Origin of the sequence: Nocardia sp. 2TAF39 (assembly GCF_052114905.1) — a bacterium.
GTDB lineage: Bacteria > Actinomycetota > Actinomycetes > Mycobacteriales > Mycobacteriaceae > Nocardia.
The window spans coordinates 109,770-129,368 of the sequence record NZ_JBFRFQ010000010.1 but is presented as its reverse complement, the minus strand read 5'-3'; the positions used below and the strand labels follow the sequence as shown (position 1 = coordinate 129,368).

21 protein-coding genes are annotated in these 19,599 nt (G+C 66.4%); 11 read left to right on the top strand and 10 right to left on the bottom strand.

What is annotated here, in order from left to right:
• The first annotated feature begins 24 nt into the window (after window positions 1-24).
• Entirely contained in the window at window positions 25-447 is a 423-nt protein-coding gene (locus tag AB4Z47_RS08595) for an HIT family protein (RefSeq protein WP_441949332.1), read from the top strand.
• Between the two features lie 317 nt (window positions 448-764).
• Here the strand turns inward: AB4Z47_RS08595 and AB4Z47_RS08590 are convergent, their stop codons facing one another.
• From AB4Z47_RS08590 to AB4Z47_RS08570, 5 genes are all read right to left on the bottom strand, one after another.
• Window positions 765-1,853 (bottom strand): hypothetical protein, encoded by a 1,089-nt coding sequence (locus AB4Z47_RS08590; RefSeq protein ID WP_441949330.1) that lies wholly within the window; start codon window positions 1,851-1,853, stop codon window positions 765-767.
• 52 nt (window positions 1,854-1,905) lie between these two features.
• Window positions 1,906-2,427, bottom strand: a complete 522-nt coding sequence (locus AB4Z47_RS08585; RefSeq protein ID WP_441949328.1) for a hypothetical protein — start codon at window positions 2,425-2,427, stop codon at window positions 1,906-1,908.
• Between the two features lie 232 nt (window positions 2,428-2,659).
• Window positions 2,660-2,824 (bottom strand): hypothetical protein, encoded by a 165-nt coding sequence (locus tag AB4Z47_RS08580; RefSeq protein WP_441949327.1) that lies wholly within the window; start codon window positions 2,822-2,824, stop codon window positions 2,660-2,662.
• A complete protein-coding gene (locus AB4Z47_RS08575; RefSeq protein WP_441949325.1) occupies window positions 2,821-3,015 on the bottom strand; it encodes a hypothetical protein in 195 nt (64 codons plus the stop codon). Before AB4Z47_RS08575 ends, AB4Z47_RS08580 begins: the two co-directional genes overlap by 4 nt.
• A gap of 83 nt (window positions 3,016-3,098) precedes the next feature.
• A complete protein-coding gene (locus tag AB4Z47_RS08570) occupies window positions 3,099-3,410 on the bottom strand; it encodes a hypothetical protein (RefSeq protein ID WP_441949323.1) in 312 nt (103 codons plus the stop codon).
• Between the two features lie 395 nt (window positions 3,411-3,805).
• Here AB4Z47_RS08570 and AB4Z47_RS08565 point away from each other — a divergent pair, with 395 nt between their 5' ends.
• Window positions 3,806-5,152 (top strand): hypothetical protein, encoded by a 1,347-nt coding sequence (locus tag AB4Z47_RS08565; RefSeq protein ID WP_441949322.1) that lies wholly within the window; start codon window positions 3,806-3,808, stop codon window positions 5,150-5,152.
• Between the two features lie 36 nt (window positions 5,153-5,188).
• On the opposite strand, the gene AB4Z47_RS08560 is transcribed toward AB4Z47_RS08565, so the two are convergent.
• Entirely contained in the window at window positions 5,189-6,271 is a 1,083-nt protein-coding gene (locus AB4Z47_RS08560; RefSeq protein ID WP_441949320.1) for an alkene reductase, read from the bottom strand.
• 46 nt (window positions 6,272-6,317) lie between these two features.
• Between AB4Z47_RS08560 and AB4Z47_RS08555 the strand changes: the two genes are divergently transcribed.
• On the top strand, window positions 6,318-6,689 hold the full coding sequence (locus tag AB4Z47_RS08555) for a MerR family transcriptional regulator (RefSeq protein WP_441949319.1): 372 nt from the start codon (window positions 6,318-6,320) through the stop codon (window positions 6,687-6,689).
• A 10-nt stretch (window positions 6,690-6,699) separates the two neighbouring features.
• Window positions 6,700-8,877, top strand: coding sequence for a S9 family peptidase (locus AB4Z47_RS08550; RefSeq protein WP_441949317.1), 2,178 nt, complete (start codon window positions 6,700-6,702; stop codon window positions 8,875-8,877).
• A gap of 15 nt (window positions 8,878-8,892) precedes the next feature.
• Here AB4Z47_RS08550 and AB4Z47_RS08545 read toward each other — a convergent pair whose 3' ends face one another.
• The gene (locus AB4Z47_RS08545) at window positions 8,893-9,360 is read right to left on the bottom strand and encodes a MarR family winged helix-turn-helix transcriptional regulator (RefSeq protein WP_441949315.1); all 468 of its coding nucleotides are present in this window, start codon (window positions 9,358-9,360) and stop codon (window positions 8,893-8,895) included.
• Window positions 9,361-9,485: 125 nt separating this feature from the next.
• On the opposite strand from AB4Z47_RS08545, the gene AB4Z47_RS08540 reads away from it, so the two are divergent.
• Both AB4Z47_RS08540 and AB4Z47_RS08535 read left to right on the top strand, forming a co-directional pair.
• On the top strand, window positions 9,486-10,130 hold the full coding sequence (locus AB4Z47_RS08540) for a nitroreductase family protein (protein ID WP_441949313.1): 645 nt from the start codon (window positions 9,486-9,488) through the stop codon (window positions 10,128-10,130).
• A 90-nt stretch (window positions 10,131-10,220) separates the two neighbouring features.
• Window positions 10,221-10,922 carry a DUF2334 domain-containing protein gene (locus AB4Z47_RS08535; protein WP_441949311.1) on the top strand — a complete coding sequence of 234 codons (702 nt, stop codon included), beginning with the start codon at window positions 10,221-10,223 and terminating at the stop codon, window positions 10,920-10,922.
• Window positions 10,923-11,184: 262 nt separating this feature from the next.
• Here the strand turns inward: AB4Z47_RS08535 and AB4Z47_RS08530 are convergent, their stop codons facing one another.
• Window positions 11,185-12,582: a glutamate decarboxylase gene (locus tag AB4Z47_RS08530; protein ID WP_441949309.1), complete on the bottom strand. Its 1,398-nt coding sequence runs from the start codon at window positions 12,580-12,582 to the stop codon at window positions 11,185-11,187.
• A gap of 413 nt (window positions 12,583-12,995) precedes the next feature.
• Here AB4Z47_RS08530 and AB4Z47_RS08525 point away from each other — a divergent pair, with 413 nt between their 5' ends.
• The gene (locus AB4Z47_RS08525) at window positions 12,996-14,351 is read left to right on the top strand and encodes a dipeptidase (protein ID WP_441949307.1); all 1,356 of its coding nucleotides are present in this window, start codon (window positions 12,996-12,998) and stop codon (window positions 14,349-14,351) included.
• A 3-nt stretch (window positions 14,352-14,354) separates the two neighbouring features.
• Here AB4Z47_RS08525 and AB4Z47_RS08520 read toward each other — a convergent pair whose 3' ends face one another.
• Complete coding sequence (locus tag AB4Z47_RS08520) at window positions 14,355-14,999, bottom strand: MBL fold metallo-hydrolase (RefSeq protein ID WP_441949305.1); 645 nt, start codon at window positions 14,997-14,999, stop codon at window positions 14,355-14,357.
• Window positions 15,000-15,098: 99 nt separating this feature from the next.
• Here AB4Z47_RS08520 and purS point away from each other — a divergent pair, with 99 nt between their 5' ends.
• From purS to AB4Z47_RS08500, 4 genes are all read left to right on the top strand, one after another.
• Window positions 15,099-15,335, top strand: a complete 237-nt coding sequence (purS, locus tag AB4Z47_RS08515; protein WP_441949304.1) for a phosphoribosylformylglycinamidine synthase subunit PurS — start codon at window positions 15,099-15,101, stop codon at window positions 15,333-15,335.
• Window positions 15,332-16,009 (top strand): phosphoribosylformylglycinamidine synthase subunit PurQ, encoded by a 678-nt coding sequence (gene purQ, locus AB4Z47_RS08510; RefSeq protein ID WP_441949302.1) that lies wholly within the window; start codon window positions 15,332-15,334, stop codon window positions 16,007-16,009. The genes purS and purQ overlap by 4 nt, the downstream gene beginning before the upstream one ends.
• Before the next feature lie 342 nt (window positions 16,010-16,351).
• Complete coding sequence (locus AB4Z47_RS08505; protein ID WP_441949300.1) at window positions 16,352-16,783, top strand: MarR family winged helix-turn-helix transcriptional regulator; 432 nt, start codon at window positions 16,352-16,354, stop codon at window positions 16,781-16,783.
• A gap of 206 nt (window positions 16,784-16,989) precedes the next feature.
• Window positions 16,990-18,288: a M18 family aminopeptidase gene (locus tag AB4Z47_RS08500; RefSeq protein WP_441949299.1), complete on the top strand. Its 1,299-nt coding sequence runs from the start codon at window positions 16,990-16,992 to the stop codon at window positions 18,286-18,288.
• Here AB4Z47_RS08500 and AB4Z47_RS08495 read toward each other — a convergent pair.
• Complete coding sequence (locus AB4Z47_RS08495; RefSeq protein WP_441949297.1) at window positions 18,237-19,550, bottom strand: glycosyltransferase 87 family protein; 1,314 nt, start codon at window positions 19,548-19,550, stop codon at window positions 18,237-18,239. The genes AB4Z47_RS08500 and AB4Z47_RS08495 overlap by 52 nt on opposite strands.
• Window positions 19,551-19,599: the final 49 nt, after the last annotated feature.

The following is a 19,599-nucleotide window of genomic DNA, read 5'->3' as shown; positions in this document are numbered from 1 at the left end:
AGATGAACATCTAGGCTGCTGCTCGTGAATCCGTATACAATTTTCGCCGATATCGTTGCCGGTCGAGCGCCTGCGAGCAAGGCGTACGAGGACGATGATGTGCTGGCGTTCATGGACATTCGGCCGATGACGCCAGGGCATCTGCTGGTGGTGCCGAAGGTGGCGGCGCGCAGTCTTGCCGAGCTCGATCCGGCGGTCGGTGGAAAGTTGTTCCAGGTGGGACAGCGACTCGCCGCGGCGCTGCGGGCCAGCGAAGTGGGGTGCGACGGCGTCAACTTCTTTCTCGCCGACGGGGTGACGGCAGGGCAGGAGGTGTTCCACGTGCACCTGCACGTCATCCCGCGCACGCCGGGCGACGGATTCGGGCTGCGTGGTCGTCCGACCAGCCCGCGGCGCGCTGACCTGGACTATCTGGCGGGCTCGATTCGCAGCGCGCTCGCGGATTGAGCTGTATTGCATCCTCTTCGGCCACCCTAGGCCTGCCGCTCGCTGCCTGAAACCCACGATCGGCACGCTGCTGCGGCATCGGCCAGTAGGTTCTCTACGGTATGCCACTCGTAGGTGTCGAGGCCGTAAGGAACTTGCGGCGGATAGGGATGAGCGCAGCGGTTATGCGGCTCCCGTGTCGTGTACGGGTTTCAGGCTTCCGATATCATTCCGCGGTTCGATATTTGTGCTGTTCAGCGGGGTGAAACAGGCTCCTGTACGACCGCGAATCGAGATCGTTGATCCGCAGTGGACAGACTTTCGGCCATCGCGAGCCGTCAACGGTCTCGCATCAGACCGCGCGGGCGGTCCTGTCCTTGTCCGGTACCGCCGCGCTCCACCTGTGGCCCGTAGCCGGGTGGCTCCCTTACCGCTGCTTGTGGGTGAGTTGCCTGCCCCAACCACAGAAGTCGTTCCACCTCCGATAGGCGCCCTTTCGCGTCCAGCTCCTTGAATGCAGCGTCCCGTGCCGCGTCCTTGTTGATGGCAGCTTTGCACGCATCGCGTTCTTTGTCAGTGGCAGCACGCGCCCTGTCGGCCGCTTCACGCTCCACGGCGGCCGTCTCCCTGGCGGCCTGTTCCCCAGCGTCTGCCGCTTCCCGTTCCTGGAACTGATTGGACAACGGGAATTCCCGCGCCACCCGTTCGGCAGCCTCACGTTCAACCCGTGCACGCTCGGTTCCTGGCGTTTCGCGCGCCTGCCTGGCTCGCTCGGCTTGTTCTCGGGCCTGTCGGGCGCGCTCGGCTCGGTGCGGGGCTTCCGCCCGGCCACGTGTGGCAGCTTCCCGGAATTGCTGCATCTTACGAAATTGCTCGGCGCGCTCTCGTGCCCGCATGATTTCACGTATCCTCGCCAGGCGCTGACGTGCACGGTTGGCACGGTCCAGTTCGTATCTTGTCTTCAATTCCAGCTGGCGGGCGTCCTTTTCGTGTACTAGCCCTTTGGCGAATGCGGCACGAGCCTGATCCCGTGTCAGCTCTTGGTGAATCACCCTGTCGCCGAATTCTTGTTTCAAATCTATCAGCAATTGCCGGTATTTCGGCGACATCTGCTCACCCGCAACGGTCCTAATCCGAAGAGATTCGATTTCGCGTTTCGCGAGAAGCTCGCGGTCCTTTCGTAGCTCCCGGACATCGTTCTTGCTGCCGACTTGGCCCGATTTGTCTTCGATGGCATGAATCCGGCCGTGCTCATCAGCTCTGGCCTTGTCGTAGTGTCGGGGACCTAGCGATGTGGCGTACCGATCGGGTTGCTGTACATAACCGCTCTGGAGATCAAGGAAAAGATGTTCTATGCCGTTCTCGAAAATCCTTCCGCGAGCAGGATTATCGAATGGCTCTCGGATTCTGTCGTACTCGTCAGACATGACAGCGTCTAACCCCCCGAATATTGCAATGCCTCAGGCTGAAAGTGTTGAGCTACACACCGTCGCGTGACGATGAGTATTCGTCGGCAAATTCGCGCAGCATCTCGGCCATACCGGAGAACATGCCACCGTCTGCCGGGTCATAGTCGTCGATCATGAGTTTCATCAATCCGTACGCGGTGTCGCCGTCGGTGTCGAACCCGTATTCGAGCAATGGATTGACGTGATCGTAGAATGAATTCTCGCGACCGAACCATTCGTAATCCTCCCAGCGTGCGCCCGCGAACCTTATGAAGAGTTCGCCCAGAAAACATATGAAGGCGTCAGTCATATCGGAGTTCTCGGCCTTCATAGCGGTAGCCATATCCGGGAACAGTTCGGCCACGACGGCGTTCAGCTCGGACAATTCTGGAGCCCCTTCGGGCCACGGCTCAGACGGAATGTCACGCAATCCCGCGCGATCGAGGAATTTCCGCACCTGCGCTGCCCGCCGATCTGGATCGACCCATTTTTCCCACTCGGTCCGCTCGACAGGCACGCCGAGATCCATGCTCATCTGTTCGTCGTCACCCACGTGGTCTACCCCTTCTCGTCATGGCCGAACAGGCCAGTGTTCCATGTCAAGGCTCCGGATACGTCGACTGCGAGCCACCGAAATGCGGTGCGCTCGACCGGCAGATACGGCAGCGCACCCAGCTTCCGCGGACACGGCGGTTCGCAGGACCGATGGATGGCGATGATGCCGCGGGCGCGCTCTTCGGATGTGGTCGGAGGCGGCGGCTGCGAGCAGCGGTCATTGATCCAACTCATGGCGCACCGTTGGGATCGACCGGAGCGGCTTTGCCGTCGACGACGTTCAATGGGCCGTAGGGGATTCCGTAATCGTCAACCGCGAACCATGTTCCGTCGTGGTCTTGCATCCATGCGGCGGGGCCGTCCTCGTCCTCTCGCAGCCACGGCAGGTCGATCACCCCGAGACCTCGTGATCGATGCCGTGGCTGATGTAGGCACTGGCGGAGAGGTATTGGAGGCAACTGGGGCCGTGCCCGGAGTGGATGTCGAGGACGAAACGCGCGTGGTCGAACGAGCGGAAGAACCCGTCTTGCCAGCATTTGCTATGGAAGTGCCGCCACTGCTCAGCGTCAGCCAGTGTGATGGTCACAGCATCTTCCGAACCGCAATGGTGAAGACGGCGGACCACGGCACGTAGGTGCTGGTCCGGGTCGGGTAGGCAGTTCGCATCGCTCACCCGGCCGGGGTGGGCAGATCAGTCGTGCACAGCAAGGCAGCCCAATAGTCGGCGCGTAGCGCGTCCCAGAGATCGAGGTAGCCCGGAAAGGCGTCCCGGGCTTCCCACAGGGTCGGTGGGCCGTCGAGTATCACCGAACCTGGCATCGCGGAGGGCAGTGACCTGCCGCTAGGCCAGCGGTGGGCCGGTGTGGCTTCCGCTCGATTTTGGATGTTGAGCACCTGGCATTCTCGACGCATCAACCGCCACGTCGCGACCTTTCGGCCGTCCGGGGATTCGGTGGTACGCAACCGGTCTCGGTGCATCACGCCACCTCCCCAGTGGTGCGCCCGATGCTGGGGGTTGGTTATTCACCCCAGCACCGGGACGATTCGGCGGACACAGATCCGGTTGCCCACACCCGGAGGGAATCCACGAAGATCTCGACCACTTCGGCGGGCGGTGGTTGCCACCCTCGGACGTCGGGCCGATGAGGGCCGACGAACGGGCTTCGGTACGGCAGTTCTCTCGCAGTCACTGTCTGTCCCCTTGTCGCTACTTGAGCCAAAGTGCCCAGTGGCGCTGGGTGACGCTGTCACGTGGAGTTGTGACACCAACCGGGCACAGACCTGAGTGTGGTTGCTCCGAGCTGCCACGAGCAGGTTGCTAGGGGTGTTGAATGGTGGTGAATTCGCCACCACCACTAGACCAACGGGTGATCAGGATGAAGAGTCCGAACGTGCAGCTTGAAGAGTGGCTGACTCGCTCCGGGTGGAGCCGTGGCGAGTTGGCACGGCAAGTCCGGACCCTCGCCTTCGAATGGGGCGAGCACCAGGTCAGGCCGGACACCTCCAGCGTGCGGCGCTGGGTAGACGAGGGGGAACGCCCGCGGACTCCGGTTCCGGCGATCTTGGCGGATTTGTTCTCTGCACGGTTTGGTTACCGCGTGACAACCTATGACCTCGGTCTAGGTGAGGCGGTCGACCGGTCCCTTACTTACAGCCCAACGTTGACCGAGACGGTGGAAGCTGTTGCCGACCTGGGAAGGGCAGACGTGGACCGCAGGAAGCTACTCACGGCCGCACCCTTTGCAGCAGTCGCGGCCATCGGCCCGTCCCGTGACTGGCTACTCAATACCCTTGACCAGCTGCCGGACGAACGGCAACGCGTACGGCTCGAAGACGTTACGGCCGTGAAGAACATGTTCGGCACGTTTCAGGAGATGGACATATTCCAAGGCGGAGGATCGGGCCGTCTGGTCCTGGCCGCGTACATGAACGAACACGTCTATCCGCTGCTTCGGCGGACCCACACGGAGGAAGTACGCCGGGCATTGTGCGGGGCTGCGTCCGAACAGACTTATCTACTCGGATGGATGGCGTTCGACAACGGTGAGCAAGGGACCGCTCAGCGATACTTGATTCAGGCTCTCCGCCTGGCGGAGGAGTCAAAGGATGCAGCGCTGGGCGCTCACGTCCTTGCTGGGCTGGCCGATCAGGCAACCCTACTCGGACATCCACAGGAGGGTCGCCGTCTGGCTCAGGCGGGCCGTCAGGGCCTGGTCAAGGCCGACTCTGCGGCATGTCTGGCCGATTTGTGGACGCTCGAAGCGCGGGCGCTCGCAGCCACTGGCGACAAGGTCGGTACCGCACACGCGGTCAACGCGGCCGAACGAGCCTTCGAGCAGATCGAGCCCGAGCAGGAACCAGAGTGGGCGAAGTTCATTGACGAGGCGTACATCTGTGGCGAGTGGGCAAACGCCTTCCGGGATCTCGGACAACCGGAGGACGCTGCCCCGCACGCACGACGGTCGATTGTCTACGCCCGCAGCCAGAACCGGGCGCGGCGTGGTGCGCTGTCACATGCCGCATTAGCGGTGACCCACATTCAGAATCGGGATCTTGAAGCGGCCCATGCCGCGAGTGTTCGAACCGTGAGCCTGTCCAGCAAGGTCAGGTCATCCCGATCTGTGGAAGCCGTTCGGGATATCCAGCAGCGCATGGTGACGTTTGGTCCACATCCGTTGGTCGCGGACTTCAACGAGCGGGCTCGGACGCTGCTCATGGCGTAGCGCGCAGTCGGCCACATCGGGGCTGTTCATCTGTAGCTAACGCACGACTGCGCCTGCCGTCCAGCTCGGGTAGTCGCTGTAGCCCTCGGCGGTACGCCCATAGAGCGACTCTTCGCGGATCGGGGCCAGCGGGAGATCGTGCCGGATGCGATGGACGAGGTCGGGGTTGGCGATGAACGACCTGCCGAAGGAGACCAGATCGGCGAGTCCGGTGCGCAGCACGTTTTCCGCGCCGGCCGCCGTCGTCGGCTCGCGGTTCTCGCCGATGTTGGCCATGAGCGTGCCGTGCCACCGCGGCCGCAGGTCGTCGAGTGCGTGGTAGCGGTCGTTGTCGGTGAGGTGCAGGTAGGCGAGGTCGCGGCGGTCGAGTTCGGTGACGAGGGCCCGGTAGAGCGGCGCGGGATCGGCCTCGACCATGGTGAACTGCGGGTTGCCCGGGGAGAGGCGGATGGCGGTCCGCCGGGAGCCGATGGCGCCGGTCACCGCGTCGACGACGGCCAGCGGCAACCGCATGCGGTTCTCGATCGATCCTCCGTACTCGTCGTCGCGCAGGTTGGTGTTGTCGGCGAGGAACTGGTGCACGAGATAGCTGTTGGCTCCGTGGATTTCGACACCGTCGAAGCCTGCCGCGATGGCGTTGCGCGCGGCTGTGGCGTGCTGGTCCACCACCGCGGCGATGTCGGCGTGATCGAGGGCGCCCGGCGTGATCGGGTCTGCCTTGCCTCCGTCGATCAGATGCACGCGGTCGTCGTCCAGCACGGCCGACGGTCCGGCGGGCCGGGATCCGTCGATTCGCGCGAGCGGATGGCCCTTGCGTCCGCCATGCATGAGCTGCGCGAAGATCCGGCCGCCGCGTGCGTGCACGGCCTCGGTGACGTGCCGCCACGCCTCGACGTGTGCGGGCGTCTGCAACCCGGGCACCCATGCCTCGCTCTGCCCGGTCGAATGCGGCCAGATGCCCTCGGTGACGATCAGCCCGGCTGTCGCCCGCTGGGCGTAATAGTCGGCGACGTCGGTGGTCGGCGAGCCGTCGGGCAGGGAGCGCAGCCGGGTCATCGGCGACATCACGATCCGGTTGGGCAGGTCGAGCGAGCGGTGGTGGTATTCGGTCAGCAACATGGCTGTACCGTAAAACCTGACATCAATGTCAGGTCAAGGAGCGAGCGTGCGTATCGGTGAACTGGCCGAGCGGACCGGCGTGAGCGTCCGGTCGCTGCGGTACTACGAGACCAAAGGCCTGCTGGCGTCGGAGCGGACGTCCGGCGGGCAACGGGAGTACCCGGAGGCAGCGGTGGACCGGGTCCGGCGCATCCAGGAAATGTTCGCCGCGGGCCTGCACAGCGACACCATCGGCGAGCTGCTGCCGTGCATCCACGACCTGGACGGAACCCCCAACGCGCTGGCGACGCCGTTCCTGGTGGAGAAGCTCACCGAGGAACGCGCGCGGATCGACCAGGCCATGCACGATCTGCGCGCGACAAGCGACATGTTGGACGGCATCATCCGGGCTGCGGGCGGCGAGGCGCCCGAACAGTAGGGTGGACGCCATGGCTCTCGACAGCGGAACGATCTCCGAACCCGGCAACGGCACTCCCGTCGTAGCGGCGCCGATCGCCAAGACGGTCCCGACCGAGCGGGTGCACCACGGCGACCTCTTCGTCGACGAGTACGAGTGGCTGCGGGACAAGGAGAATCCCGACGTCATCGCCCACCTGGAGGCGGAGAACGCCTACACCGAGGCGCAGACCGCGCACCTGGACACGCTGCGCGACGCGATCTTCGACGAGATCAAGGCGCGTACCCAGGAGACCGATCTGTCCGTACCGTCCCGCATGGGCGACTACTGGTACTACTCGCGCAGCTTCGAAGGCAAGCAGTACGCCGTGCACTGCCGGTGCCCGATCGCAGCCGACGCCGAGGGCATCGACGCGTGGACGCCGCCACAGCTGGAAGCGGGAACCGAGGTTCCCGGGGAACAGGTGCTGCTCGACAGCAACGTGCTGGCCGAGGGCCACGACTTCTTCTCGCTCGGCGCGTACTCGATCAGCCACGACGGCGATCGGCTCGCCTATTCGGTGGACAACGTCGGCGACGAGCGCTACGTGCTGCGGTTCAAGGACCTGCGCACCGGCGAGTCGCTCGGCGACGAGATCGCCGGTACCGCGCCGGGCGCTACCTGGTCGCTGGACGGCACGCACGTCTTCTACCAGACGGTCGACGAGTCATGGCGACCCGACACCGTGTGGCGGCATCGGCTCGGCAGCACGGAGCCCGATGTCAAGGTGTTCCACGAGCCCGACGAGCGGTACTGGGTGAGCGTCGGCGCGACCCGCTCGGAGAAATACCTGATGATCTGGGTCGGCTCGAAGATCACCAGCGAGGGCTGGGTACTCGAATCCGATGATCCCGAGGGCGAATTCCGCGTGCTGCTGCCGCGCCGCGAGGGCGTCGAGTATTCCGCGGAGCACGCTGTGATCGGCGGCGAGGACCGGTTCCTCATCCTGCACAACGACGTCGTGGATGGGGTGAAGGCGGAGAATTTCGTCCTCGCCGAGGCGCCGGTCGACGATCCGTCGAACATGACGCTGCTGGTCGGACACCGCGACGACGTGCGGCTCGAGGACGTCGACCCGTTCCGCGATCACCTGGTGCTCAGTTACCGGCGCGAGGCGCTGACCCGGATCGCGGTGTGGCCGCTGACCGAATCCGGCTACGGTGAGCGCCGCGAACTCGCATTCGATCTGGAACTCTTCGCGGTCGGCGCGGGCTCCAACCCGGAGTGGGCCCAGCCGACCCTGCGCATCGGCCTGACCTCGTTCATCACACCGATGCGGGTGTTCGACTATGTCCCCGCGACCGGCGATCTGCTGCTGCGCAAAGAACAGCCGGTGCTCGGCGGCTTCGACGCGAACGACTATGAACAGCACCGGGATTGGGCGATTGCCGAGGACGGCACCCGGATCCCCATCTCGCTGGTGCGGAAGAAGGACGCGGCGGCCGATGCGCCGAAACCATTGCTGCTCTACGGTTACGGCTCCTACGAAGCGAGCATCGACCCCTCTTTCTCGGTTTCGCGCCTGTCACTGCTGGACCGCGGCATGGTTTTCGCGGTCGCGCATGTGCGCGGCGGCGGCGAGATGGGCAGGCTCTGGTACGAGAACGGCAAGACGCTCACCAAGAAGAACACCTTCACCGACTTCGTTTCGTGCGCGCGGCATCTCGTCGACACCGGCGTCACCGCAGCGGACCGAGTGATCGCCGACGGGGGTAGTGCGGGCGGCCTGCTCGTCGGCACGGTGGCGAACATGGCGCCGGAGCTGTTCGCTGGCATCCTGACCAACGTCCCGTTCGTCGATCCGCTCACCTCGATCCTCGACCCGTCACTGCCGCTGACCGTCATCGAATGGGACGAGTGGGGAAACCCGCTGGCGGAAAAGGATGTCTACGAGTACATGAAGTCGTACTCGCCGTACGAGAATGTCGAGGCCAAGGACTACCCGCCGATCCTGGCCATCACCAGCCTGAACGACACCCGCGTGCTCTACGTCGAGCCCGCGAAGTGGGTCGCCAAGCTGCGCGCCGTCAAGACCGGCGATGCGCCGCTGCTGCTCAAGACCGAGATGAGCGCAGGGCACGGCGGCGTCAGCGGGCGCTATGAGACATGGAAGGAAGTGGCGTTCGAGTACGCCTGGGTGCTCGACACCGTGGGTCTCGCCGGCGCGTAGGCCACGGTCGGCCCGTTATCCGGTGGCGGTCGGGAACAGGAGTTTGCCGAGCAGAGCGGTGAGTTGACGCCGCTCGTTCGGCGACAGCGCGGCGAAGGTTTCGTCGAGAAAGGCGGGCACTGCCGACTCCGCGCTGCGGAGCCGTTTGCGCCCGGTGTCGGTGAGGGTGACGGCGTAGGACCGGCGGTCGCGGGGATTGCGCTCGCGCCGGATGTAACCCGACCGCTCGAGGTCGTCGCAGAGGGTCACCATCACGCTGCGGTCGATGCGCAGTTCCTCGCTCAAGGACTGCTGTGCGCAGGCGCCGACGGCGTCCAGCATCTTCAACACCAGATGCTGGCCCACGCCTAGTCCCTGTGTCGCGGCATGGATTTCACCCGCCCGCGCCACGGCTGCCGACGCTCGGCACAGTGCGATATCGAGTCGTTCTGCGGCAAGCGCGGGGAAGTAGGTCGGCTTGGCGGCGTCTTCGGTAGTCGGCATGATCTCCTCGCTGTTCAGGACGTCTCAGTCAGTTTAATCGTCTGGTCACAGATCGTTTGACACAAGATTATCTCCAGTCATACGGTTTGGGGGTAGGTACCGGATGTTTCGGCCAGGAGCACACGATGACGCTGGATCTCACCCCGGACGAACTGCTGTCCACCACCCGCGCGGTGCGCAAGCGTCTCGATTTCGACCGCCCGGTGCCGCGCGAACTGATCGAGGAGTGCATCGATCTGGCAACCCAGGCGCCGACTGGCCGCAACCGGCAGCGCTGGCACTTCGTCGTGGTCACCGAGCCCGCACGCCGCAGGGTCGTGGCCGACATCTTCCGTAGGTCGCTCGCGCTCGGCGGGCAGCCACTGACCGGCGCCGACATGCGCCGCATGCAGGTCGACCCCGGTGCGATGGACCGCATCTTCGGCGGACTGCGGTATCTCGCCGAGAACATCCACCGCGTCCCCGCGATCGTGATCCCGGCAATCGAAGGTCGGACCGATCGCGCCTCGGTGGCGGTCCAGGCCGGGACATGGGGCTCGATCCTGCCCGCCGTGTGGAGTTTCATGCTCGCCGCCCGAGCGCGCGGTCTCGGCACCGTGTGGACCAGTGCGCAGGGGCCGTTGGAACGGGAACTCGCTGCGGTGCTGGGGATTCCATACGACAAAGTCATGCTCGCGGCGTTCATCCCGCTGGCCTACACGATCGGCGTCGACTTCAAGCCCGCGGTGCGGGTCCCGCGCGAACAGGTTCTGCACTGGGACCGCTGGTAGCGGCGCACTCGACCGAGGCGTGTCGGAGTGTTCGTCGCGTGGTCATGCGGGCTGCATGTCGAGGACATGTATGGCTGGCACCGTTGATTCATGAACGCTGAGCTGATCGTGTCGGTATCCGGGATCAGGGACACCACCCGGGACACGGCGATGGAATTCGCCGAGGAGATGGATCGGCGCGGCGTGCCGCTGTCACTGCTGGTCGCGCCGCGGCTGAAGGGCAAATACCGGCTGGTCGACGACCTGGCGACGCAGGCGTGGTTGCGCGGGCGCCGGGCTCGTGGTGACGCCATCGTGCTGCACGGCTACGACCAGGCGGCCACCAAGCGGCGACGCGCCGAGTTCGCCGACCTGCCCAGGCACGAGGCACGATTGCGGCTGACCGCCGCCGACCGGGTGATGGAGCAGGTCGATCTGCGCACTCGCCTGTTCGGGGCTCCGCGCTGGGATGCCTCGAGGGGTGCGCTGGACGCGCTGCCGGAGGTCGGCTTCCGGCTCGCGCTCGGCCTCACTTCGATCGTCGACCTGGAGCGCGATATGGCACAGAAATCCCGGGTGTACGGCATCGGTGCGGGATTCCGTGCGGAGCCGTGGTGGTGCCGAGCCTTGGTAATGGGCGCCGCCCGCATCGCCCGTCGCGGCGGCGTGCTGCGTCTCGCCGTCTCCGCCGCACAGCTGGACCGTTCCGGCCCTCGTCAGGCAATGCTCGACGCCGTCGACCTTGCGCTGTTCCACGGTGCGCTCGGCCACACCTACCGCTGGGAGCCGTATCCGGCCGCCCGAGCCGCATGAATGAGCCGCGGCGGCAGGTGTGGTCGCCGCCTGTTACCAGTCGGCACCGTGTTTGCGCCCGATCGGCGCCGCCGCCCGCGAATGGCGTAATCGGGCGGCGGCGCGCCGGCCGCGAGGCGGCTGCCTCGCCTTCGCTCGGCCCGGCGCATGTGCGGCTGCCTCGAGCCTTCGCTCGGCCCGGCGCATGTGCGGCTGCCTCGAGCCTTCGCTCGGCCCGGCGCGGCGGGGGCTGCGGGCGGACTTCTTCGTCCGGCTGCGCCCATCATGCGGGCAAGATCTTCGCGTCCGGCACGGCGGCCGTCGCGTCGTGGGTGAAGCCACCCGCGTCCGCGCGGGTGAGCGAGGTCGAAAACGGTCGACGCTCCAGCTGTTTCATGCAGCGGATCAGGTCCTCGAGCAGCAGGTCGGCCATGTCGACGGTGAAGCCGTGCCGGATCACCGCGCGCATGACCGTCTCGTCGCCCCGGTCGGGGGGTAGCGGATACGCGGCTATCAGCCAGCCCCTGGTGCGCAGGCGGTCGGACAGATCGTAGAGGTTGAATCCGGGGTCGCCGGTCAGCCGCCAGGACACCGCGGTGATGCCGCGCTGCGGATCGCCGTCGTGGATCATCTCGAAGACCCCAAGCCCGCGCAGCCCGGCGGCCAGGTGCTGTGCCACCCGGTAGATCGTGGACTGCACCCTGGCGTAGCCGGTCCGGCCCAGCCGGATGAAGTCGTAGTACTGCGTGATCGCCTGGCCGCCGGGGCGGGAGAAATTGAGATTGAAAGTGGCCATGCTTCCGCCGAGATAGTCGACGTTGAAGATCAGCTCCTCGGGCAAATCGCCCGCCTCGCGCCAGATCGCCCAGCCTGAGCCGAGCGGCGCGAGCCCGGTCTTGTGGCCGGAGGAGTTGATCGACTTGACCCTGGGCAGCCGGAAGTCCCAGACCAGGTCGGGCGCGGCGAACGGGGCAAGGAAGCCGCCGCTGGCGGCGTCGACGTGGATCGGGATGTCGAGGCCGCCGGTCTGTTGCAGTGTGTCCAGCGCCGCGCTGATCCCGGCAACGTCCTCGAACAGGCCGGTGAAGGTCTGGCCGAGGGTGGGCACGACCATGATGGTGTTCTCGTCGCAGTGGGCGGCGACGTCGTCCGGCTGCATGGTCAGCCGGTCGCCGCGCAGCGGGATCTGCCGGATCTCGACGTCGAAATAGCGTGCGAACTTCTCCCAGCAGACCTGAACCGGCCCGCAGACGAAGTTGGGCGTCCCGGAGCCGCCGCGCTTGCGCCAGCGGAACTTGGCTGCGAGCCCACCGAGCATGGCAGCCTCGCTCGACCCTGTGGTCGAGGTTCCGTGCGTCGTGGCCGGGTCCGGTGCGCGCCACAGGTCGGCGACCATCCGGACGCCGCGGCGCTCCAGGTCTGCGGTCTGCGGGTATTCGTCCTTGTCGACGATGTTCTTGTCCAGGCATTCGGCCATCAGCCTGCGCGCTTGGTCGTCCACCCAGGTGGTGCAGAAGGTGGCCAGGTTCATCCTGGAGACACCGTCGAGCATCAACTCGTCATGGACGATCTCGTAAGCGGCCTGGGGAAACATCTCACTCGCCGGAAATCCGCCCTTCGGCGCGCTCCGGCTGAGCCCGGGCAGGGCGAACAGGTCGTCGGGTCCCTCGGTGTCGGGCATGGATAAGGCCTCCCGATTCGGCTCGTTTGGTGTGCCTGTGCGGGCGCCGGAATCGGTAGACCGAAACCGGCTGCGCTTGCCGTGCATTCATTGACCATCGAGGATGCCGACTGGTTGCCGGCGTCTGGTGGCTCCAGCTTGACACAATGCGGGGACGGTGCGGCTGAGTTCTTGTATTGCAGCAGATGGCGCGCCGCTCTTATGGAGTGATGGCGGATACGCTCGGCAGCGGCGGCGGAATCGTCTGCGAGGATCTATCGTCTCTGCTGATCAAGGTGACGGGGCGAGCGGTCCGAGCAGTCGCCCGGCGACAACCGGGGGTGTGGTGGCGGGCAGACCGTAGTCGCACGGAACGGATCGGCACCTGTCCACCGGACATGACATTCGACGACGCGAAGAATCGAGGCGCGGGCATGACCGACGATCAACGCACCGCGGCACTGCGCGAGCAGGTCGCCGGGTTGATGCCGCAGGCGAAAACAGATCTGGCCCAGCTCGTTTCGCTCAGGTCGGTGGCCGATCCCAGACAGTTTCCGCAAGAGGAGTGTGAGCGAGCGGCGCAGTGGGTGGCCGACGCCTTCGCCGCGGCGGGGCTGACCAGGGTCGGTCTGCACGAAACACCCGACGGCAGTAAGGCCGTCATCTCCGCGCGCCCTGCGCCGGAGGGGGCGCCGACGGTGTTGCTGTACTGCCATTACGACGTCCAGCCGCCGATTGACGAAGCGGCCTGGCGTACCCCGCCGTGGGAGCTGACGGAGAAGAACGGGCGGTGGTACGGGCGGGGCAGCGCCGACTGCAAGGGCAACATAATCATGCATCTCACGGCATTGCGCGCGCTCGGCGCCGAGCTGCCGCTCGGGGTGACCCTGGTCGCCGAGGGCTCCGAGGAGCAGGGCACCGGGGGACTGGAGCTTTTCGTCGAGGCCAATCCGGATCTGTTGCGGGCGGACGCGATTCTGATCGGCGACTGCGGCAACTTCGCGGTCGGCGTGCCGACCCTCACCGAGACGTTGCGCGGCAACGTGAATGTTGTAGTCACCATCGAAACCCTCGCGGGGGCGATGCATTCCGGCATGTTCGGCGGCCCGGCCCCGGACGCGCTGCTCGCACTGATCCACCTGCTCGCCTCGCTGCGCGACGAGCGCGGCAACACCACCGTCGCCGGACTGCCGAACGACCAGGTCTGGCCGGGCGTCCAGTATCCGAGCGAGCAGTTCCACGCCGACGCGGGCGTCCTCGGCGGCGTCGAGCTGACCGGCGACGGCACGGTCGCCGACATGCTCTGGGCGCGACCGGCATTGACGGTGCTCGGCATCGACGCACCACCGGTGGTCGGATCCTCTGCCGCGATACCGCCGATCGCCCGCGCACGCCTGAACCTGCGCATCCCGCCGGGGACCGATCCGGGCCGGGCACACGAAGCGCTCGTCGCGCACCTGGAGGCGAACACGCCATGGCACGCGAAGCTGACGGTCGAACTCGAAGGCGTCGGCGCCCCGTTCCGCTCCGGCACCGGCGGGCCTGCTCGCGCCGCGATGGAGGCGGCGCTGGCCGCGTCCTACGGCCGCCCCGCGACGACACAGGGCCAGGGCGGGTCCATCCCGCTGTGCAACGTCTTCGCCGACACCTATCCGGGCGCGGAGATCATGCTGCTGGGGGTCGAGGAGCCGACGTGCCTGATCCACGCGCCCAACGAGAGCGTGGACCCGAAGGAGATCGAGCATATGGCGCTCGCCGAGGCGCTGTTTCTGGCGACCTACACCGGGTAACGGCTACAGCTCGGTGGCTTCTTCTGGTTCGAGAACCCGGAATTCGGTTCCGGCGGGCGCCATTTCGGCGAGGCGGCCGAAGTAGATGCCCCGCGCCTCCGGCACGATGATGCCGAAGTGGATGGGCAAGGCGGTGCGCGGATTGACCGCGCGCACGTAGTCGACGGCCTCGCTGACCCGCATCCACGGCGCGGCGGCGGGCGCGGCCAGCACGCCGACCGGGACCGGAGGCACCCACAGCGAGTCGCCCGGGTGTACAAGCTGGGCAGGATCGTCCGGACTGCCCAGCTGAAAGACGGTGTTGTCGATCACCGGGATCTCCGGGTGGATGACGGCATGCCTGCCGCCGCCCCCGGTGATCTGGAGATCGCCGAGCGTGAGCACGTTGCCCGCGTGCACCGCCTCCCACTGCCCGCCGCGTTGCTGAGCCGTCTGCGGGTCGGACAGCAGCCGGGCGCCGGGGTTGGCCTCGACGAGCGCGTCGATCCGGTTCGGGTCGATATGGTCGGGATGCTGATGGGTGACCGCGATCGCGTCCAGGCCGGTCAGGCCCTCGAAACCGTGCGAGAAAGTGCCCGGGTCGAACAGAATCTTCTTGCCGCGCAGCTCGACGAGGAGACAGGAGTGACCGAAGTGGGCTATGCGCATCCCACCATGCTAGTGGCCGGGGCCGACCCCGCGGATGCCGCTTGCGACCAGCACAACTAGGCTGCTCAGGTAACCCCCCAACCACATGAGGAGCAACGCGTGGCACGAGTCGTGGTCGAGGTGATGCCGAAGGCCGAGATCCTGGATCCCCAGGGACAGGCCATCGTCGGCGCGCTCCCGCGCCTGGGATTCGAGGGCATCTCGGATGTGCGTCAGGGCAAGCGATTCGAACTCGACATCGATGACAGCGTCGACGACGAGGCGCTCGAGCGGATCGCCGAATCGCTGCTGTGCAACACGGTGATCGAGGAGTGGAAGGTGGTCCGCCTCTCATGACCGCGCGCATCGGGGTCGTCACGTTTCCCGGCACGCTCGACGATGTCGACGCCGCTCGGGCGGTGCGCTTGGCGGGTGCCGAGGCGGTCAGCCTGTGGCATGCCGACGCCGACCTGAAGAGCGTCGACGCGGTCGTTGTGCCCGGCGGCTTCTCCTACGGTGACTACCTGCGTGCGGGCGCTATCGCCCGGTTCGCCCCGGTGATGGGTGAGGTCGTGCGCGCGGCGACCGCCGGCCTGCCGGTGCTGGGTATCTGCAACGGCTTTCAGGTGCTGTGCGAGGCCGGGTTGCTGCCCGGCGCGCTCACCCGCAACGAGGGTCTGCACTTCATCTGCCGCGACGAGTGGCTGACGGTGGAATCGGTGTCGACGGTGTGGACCTCCCGCTACGAGCCGGGCGCCCAGATCCTGATCCCCCTCAAGTCCGGTGAGGGCCGCTACCAGGCCTCGGCTACCGTGCTCGACGAGCTGGAGGGAGAGGGTCGGGTGGTCTTCCGCTACGCGGGTGAGAACCCGAACGGTTCGCAGCGCGGCATCGCGGGCATCGCGTCGCCCAATGGTCGCGTTGTCGGCCTTATGCCGCACCCCGAGCACGCTACCGAGCCGCTGACCGGCCCGAGCGACGACGGCCTCGGCCTATTCCTCTCCGTGCTGGACACTTTGGTCTCCGCCTGACACGAAGACTGTCGGGTCGGCGTCGAGCTGGTTGCACGGCCGGGCAGTGTCTGCCCGGCCGGGTGCTGGCCGAGCATCCGCACACCGGGCAGTCCCACGTGACCGGTGGCTCTGAGCGGCCGTCCGCCATCGATATTCATAGTACGAATTTTCCGCCCGGAATTCCTCGGCCACGGTTGATTTCGTAGACGGCGAGGGAAATCGCCGCGTCGCACGACGGTGCGTCGATACCGCCCGGTCGGGACGATGTCGAGGATCTCGATCGTGCCCTCGGGGCTCTCGCCGAACGGTAGCATTCGGTACTCTTCTCGTTCGAGCGAAATTCATGGCGGGCAGGAAACAATGACGACCATTGTGAGCGGATATTCCACGCTGCATGGTGCGCTGCGCGCCGCCGAACGCGGTTGGCTGCGGCACTTGGACACCGCATTATGTGCCAGACAGCTCTCGGCGGATCAGTGGTCGATGTTGTCGAATCTGGGCGATGAATCGGGAATCACCATGACCGAGCTGGCTGCCAGGTCGCAGCTCGCCCCGTCCTCGGCCACCAGGCACGCCGACTATCTGGCCGAGCGCGGACTGATCTTCCGCCTCGCCGCGCGGGACGACCGACGGCGCATCCTGATCGGGCTCAGCAAACTGGGAGCCGAGCTGGTCGCCGCGGTGCGTGCGGAAGAGGAGCGCGCGGAGCAGGAGTTGTGCGCGCGAATCGGTGCGCGCCGCTACGCCGAACTCCTGCGATCGCTGGAATTCGTTTCTGCTGTGCCGGAGTAGGGTGTCGTAGGCTTATTCATCCGACGAATTCGGCATAGATAACTTTCGGTCCTCGACGGTATGAATTAATCGACCGGATGAACGAATCGACCAAACTGTCGGCTTGTGGGCAAATGCGGCTGGAAGTCGAAGGAACACGCATCGCACGGCTTTCGTCCCGGGCGGCGCGTCGGTCCTGACGACCCCGCTTGCCTAGGATCGCAGGCATGCCCGTTTCCACCACCGACGCCACGGCCACCGGGCTGTGCGCGTTCATCGATGAGTCGCCGTCACCATTCCATGTCTGCCGAACGGTCGCCGGCGAGCTGGACGCTCGCGGCTTCACCCGGCTCGTCGAGTCGCAGCCCTGGCCGTCGGACGGCCCGAGCAGGCACTACGTGGTGCGTGGTGGGTCGCTGGTCGCCTGGGCCACGGCGGACTCCTCGGGCGCGACCCCGTTCCGGGTGGTCGGCGCACACACCGACAGTCCCAACTTGCGCGTCAAGCAACACCCGGACCTGGTTTCCGCGGGCTGGCAGCTGGTCGGCCTGGAGCCCTACGGCGGCGCGTGGCTGAATTCTTGGCTGGATCGTGAGCTCGGCGTCTCGGGGCGGCTGAGTGTGCGCGACGGAAACACGGTGCGCGAGCGGCTGGTTCGCATCGACGAGCCGATCCTGCGGGTGCCGCAGCTGGCCATCCACCTCTCCGACGATCGCAAAGGCGTCACGCTGGATCCGCAGCGTCACCTCAACGCGGTGTGGGGCGTCGGGTACGAGTCGGACGCGTTCCTGGATTTCGTGGCCGGCCGCGCCGAGGTCGACCCGGACGAGGTGCTCGGCTGGGAGCTGATGACCCATGACCTGACGCCGAGCAGGCTCGTCGGGCGCGACCAGGATCTGGTGAGCGCACCACGCCTGGACAACCAAGGCACCTGTTTCGCGGGCCTGCAGGCGTTTCTCGCGGCGATCGACCAGCCGGGCGCGGCCATTCCGGTGCTGGCCATGTTCGACCACGAGGAGGTCGGCAGCCAGTCCGATCGCGGAGCGCAGTCGGATCTGCTTCCCACGGTCTTGGAACGCATCGTGCTCGCGCGCGGCGGCGGACGCGCCGATTACCTGGCCGCGTTGACCGGTTCGGTGTGCGCGTCCGGCGACATGGCGCACGCGACGCACCCGAACTACCCGGAGCGGCACGAGCCCGCACACCGGATCGAGGTGAACGGTGGGCCGGTGCTGAAGGTCAACCAGAACTTGCGTTACGCCACCGACGCGGCAGGTGCGGGAGCGTTCGCGCTGGCCTGCGCGCAGGCCGGAGTTCCGTTGCAACGCTACGTCCATCGCGCCGACCTTCCCTGCGGCTCCACCATAGGCCCGATGACCGCGGCCCGTACCGGCATGCCGACGGTCGACGTCGGGGCGCCGCAGCTGGCGATGCACTCGGCGCGTGAGCTGATGGGCGCCGCCGACGTCCCCGCCTACGCGGCGGCGCTGGCTGCCTTCCTCACACCTGAGGTCACCGGGCGGTAGGTGGCGACCGCGATCACGAAGACCCCGAGGGCGGCCAGCACGTAGCTGCTTCCGATGATCTGCTGCCACCATGCCCAGTCCAGCTCGCGGTCGGTGGAGTGCGGCAGCAGCCAGTGCGGGCCGATCAGGAGTAGCACGGTGAACGCCGCGACGGTACTGATCAGACGGCGTCCGCGCCTGCCGCGCACCATCATGTCAGCGGTGACCACCAGCGTCGGCACGATCCATACCCAGTGGTGTGACCAGGACACCGGTGAAACCAGCAGCACCGCGGCGGCGTTCACCAGCAGCGCCGCGACGGTGGCGCCCGCGTCGATCAGCCTGCGCATCCACACGGCGGCGAGAGCGACGGCGATCAGCGAGAGCGAGATCCACAGCAGGGTGGCCACCGAATCGGTGACGCCGAGACGGAATGTCATCCCTTTGATGGACTGGTTGCCCGCGAAATAGGGCGGGCCGATTCGGTCGGTGTCGGCAAGGGCGTGAAACCAGTACTCCACCGAGTCGGTCGGGAACAGCACGAATCCGAGGCCGACCGCCACGATCGCAGACACCACGAGCGTGCCCGCCGCCTTCCAGTCCTTGCGGATCAGGAAGTACAGCAGATATCCGGCTGGGATCAGCTTCACCGACACCGCGATGCCGATCAGCATCCCGCGCGGCCACGACGGCTTGCGCACCAGGCAATCCAGCGTGATCGCGGCCATGAGCACCAGATTGATCTGGCCGAAGCCGAACGTCTGGCGGATCGGCTCGAAGAACTGCGCCAGCGCTACCGCGCCGATGACCGAGGTCAGCGCGGTCAGCGCGGACAGTTCAGGGCGGATGCGCGCGAGCACCAGCCACACCGTGATACCCAGGCTCAGCACGGAACTGGCGACCACCAGGACCTCGGCGATCGGCAGCGGCATCAAGGCAAGCGGAGCGAAGAGCAAGGCGGCCAGTGGGGGATAGGTGAACGGCAGCCCGATTCCGAGGACCGGTGGCATCGGGCCGTACAACTCGCGACCGTCCAGCCAGGCTCGGGCGCCGTTGCGATAGACCCGGAGATCGATGAAGCCGTGCCACCAGTGCGCCAGCAGCGAGACGAGCGCCGACACCGCGAATAGCGCAATGGCAGCAATCAGCCAGCGCACCTGGGGCGACGAGAAGTTCAGCGATGCGGCGCGGCTGGTAGACGTGGAATCCGCGCTCCCGGCGTGAGCGGCGTCGGCGGCGACCGGATGCTCTCCCGGATTCGCAACCCCCGATCCTTCTTTCACCGGCTCAGAGTAGCGGGTCGGTCCGGCCGGTCGGCCGGTTGACCCGCAT

Excerpts from the sequence above, each read along its gene's own strand:
- AB4Z47_RS08550 (WP_441949317.1), top strand. The coding sequence starts at position 6,700 with ATGGCTCTCGACAGCGGAACGATCTCCGAACCCGGCAACGGCACTCCC.
- purQ (WP_441949302.1), top strand. The coding sequence starts at position 15,332 with ATGACCGCGCGCATCGGGGTCGTCACGTTTCCCGGCACGCTCGACGAT.
- AB4Z47_RS08590 (WP_441949330.1), bottom strand. The coding sequence starts at position 1,853 with ATGTCTGACGAGTACGACAGAATCCGAGAGCCATTCGATAATCCTGCT.
- AB4Z47_RS08505 (WP_441949300.1), top strand. The coding sequence starts at position 16,352 with ATGACGACCATTGTGAGCGGATATTCCACGCTGCATGGTGCGCTGCGC.
- AB4Z47_RS08545 (WP_441949315.1), bottom strand. The coding sequence starts at position 9,360 with ATGCCGACTACCGAAGACGCCGCCAAGCCGACCTACTTCCCCGCGCTT.
- AB4Z47_RS08560 (WP_441949320.1), bottom strand. The coding sequence starts at position 6,271 with ATGTTGCTGACCGAATACCACCACCGCTCGCTCGACCTGCCCAACCGG.
- AB4Z47_RS08565 (WP_441949322.1), top strand. The coding sequence starts at position 3,806 with ATGAAGAGTCCGAACGTGCAGCTTGAAGAGTGGCTGACTCGCTCCGGG.
- AB4Z47_RS08520 (WP_441949305.1), bottom strand. The coding sequence starts at position 14,999 with ATGCGCATAGCCCACTTCGGTCACTCCTGTCTCCTCGTCGAGCTGCGC.
- AB4Z47_RS08525 (WP_441949307.1), top strand. The coding sequence starts at position 12,996 with ATGACCGACGATCAACGCACCGCGGCACTGCGCGAGCAGGTCGCCGGG.
- AB4Z47_RS08500 (WP_441949299.1), top strand. The coding sequence starts at position 16,990 with ATGCCCGTTTCCACCACCGACGCCACGGCCACCGGGCTGTGCGCGTTC.
- AB4Z47_RS08530 (WP_441949309.1), bottom strand. The coding sequence starts at position 12,582 with ATGCCCGACACCGAGGGACCCGACGACCTGTTCGCCCTGCCCGGGCTC.
- AB4Z47_RS08540 (WP_441949313.1), top strand. The coding sequence starts at position 9,486 with ATGACGCTGGATCTCACCCCGGACGAACTGCTGTCCACCACCCGCGCG.
- AB4Z47_RS08535 (WP_441949311.1), top strand. The coding sequence starts at position 10,221 with ATGAACGCTGAGCTGATCGTGTCGGTATCCGGGATCAGGGACACCACC.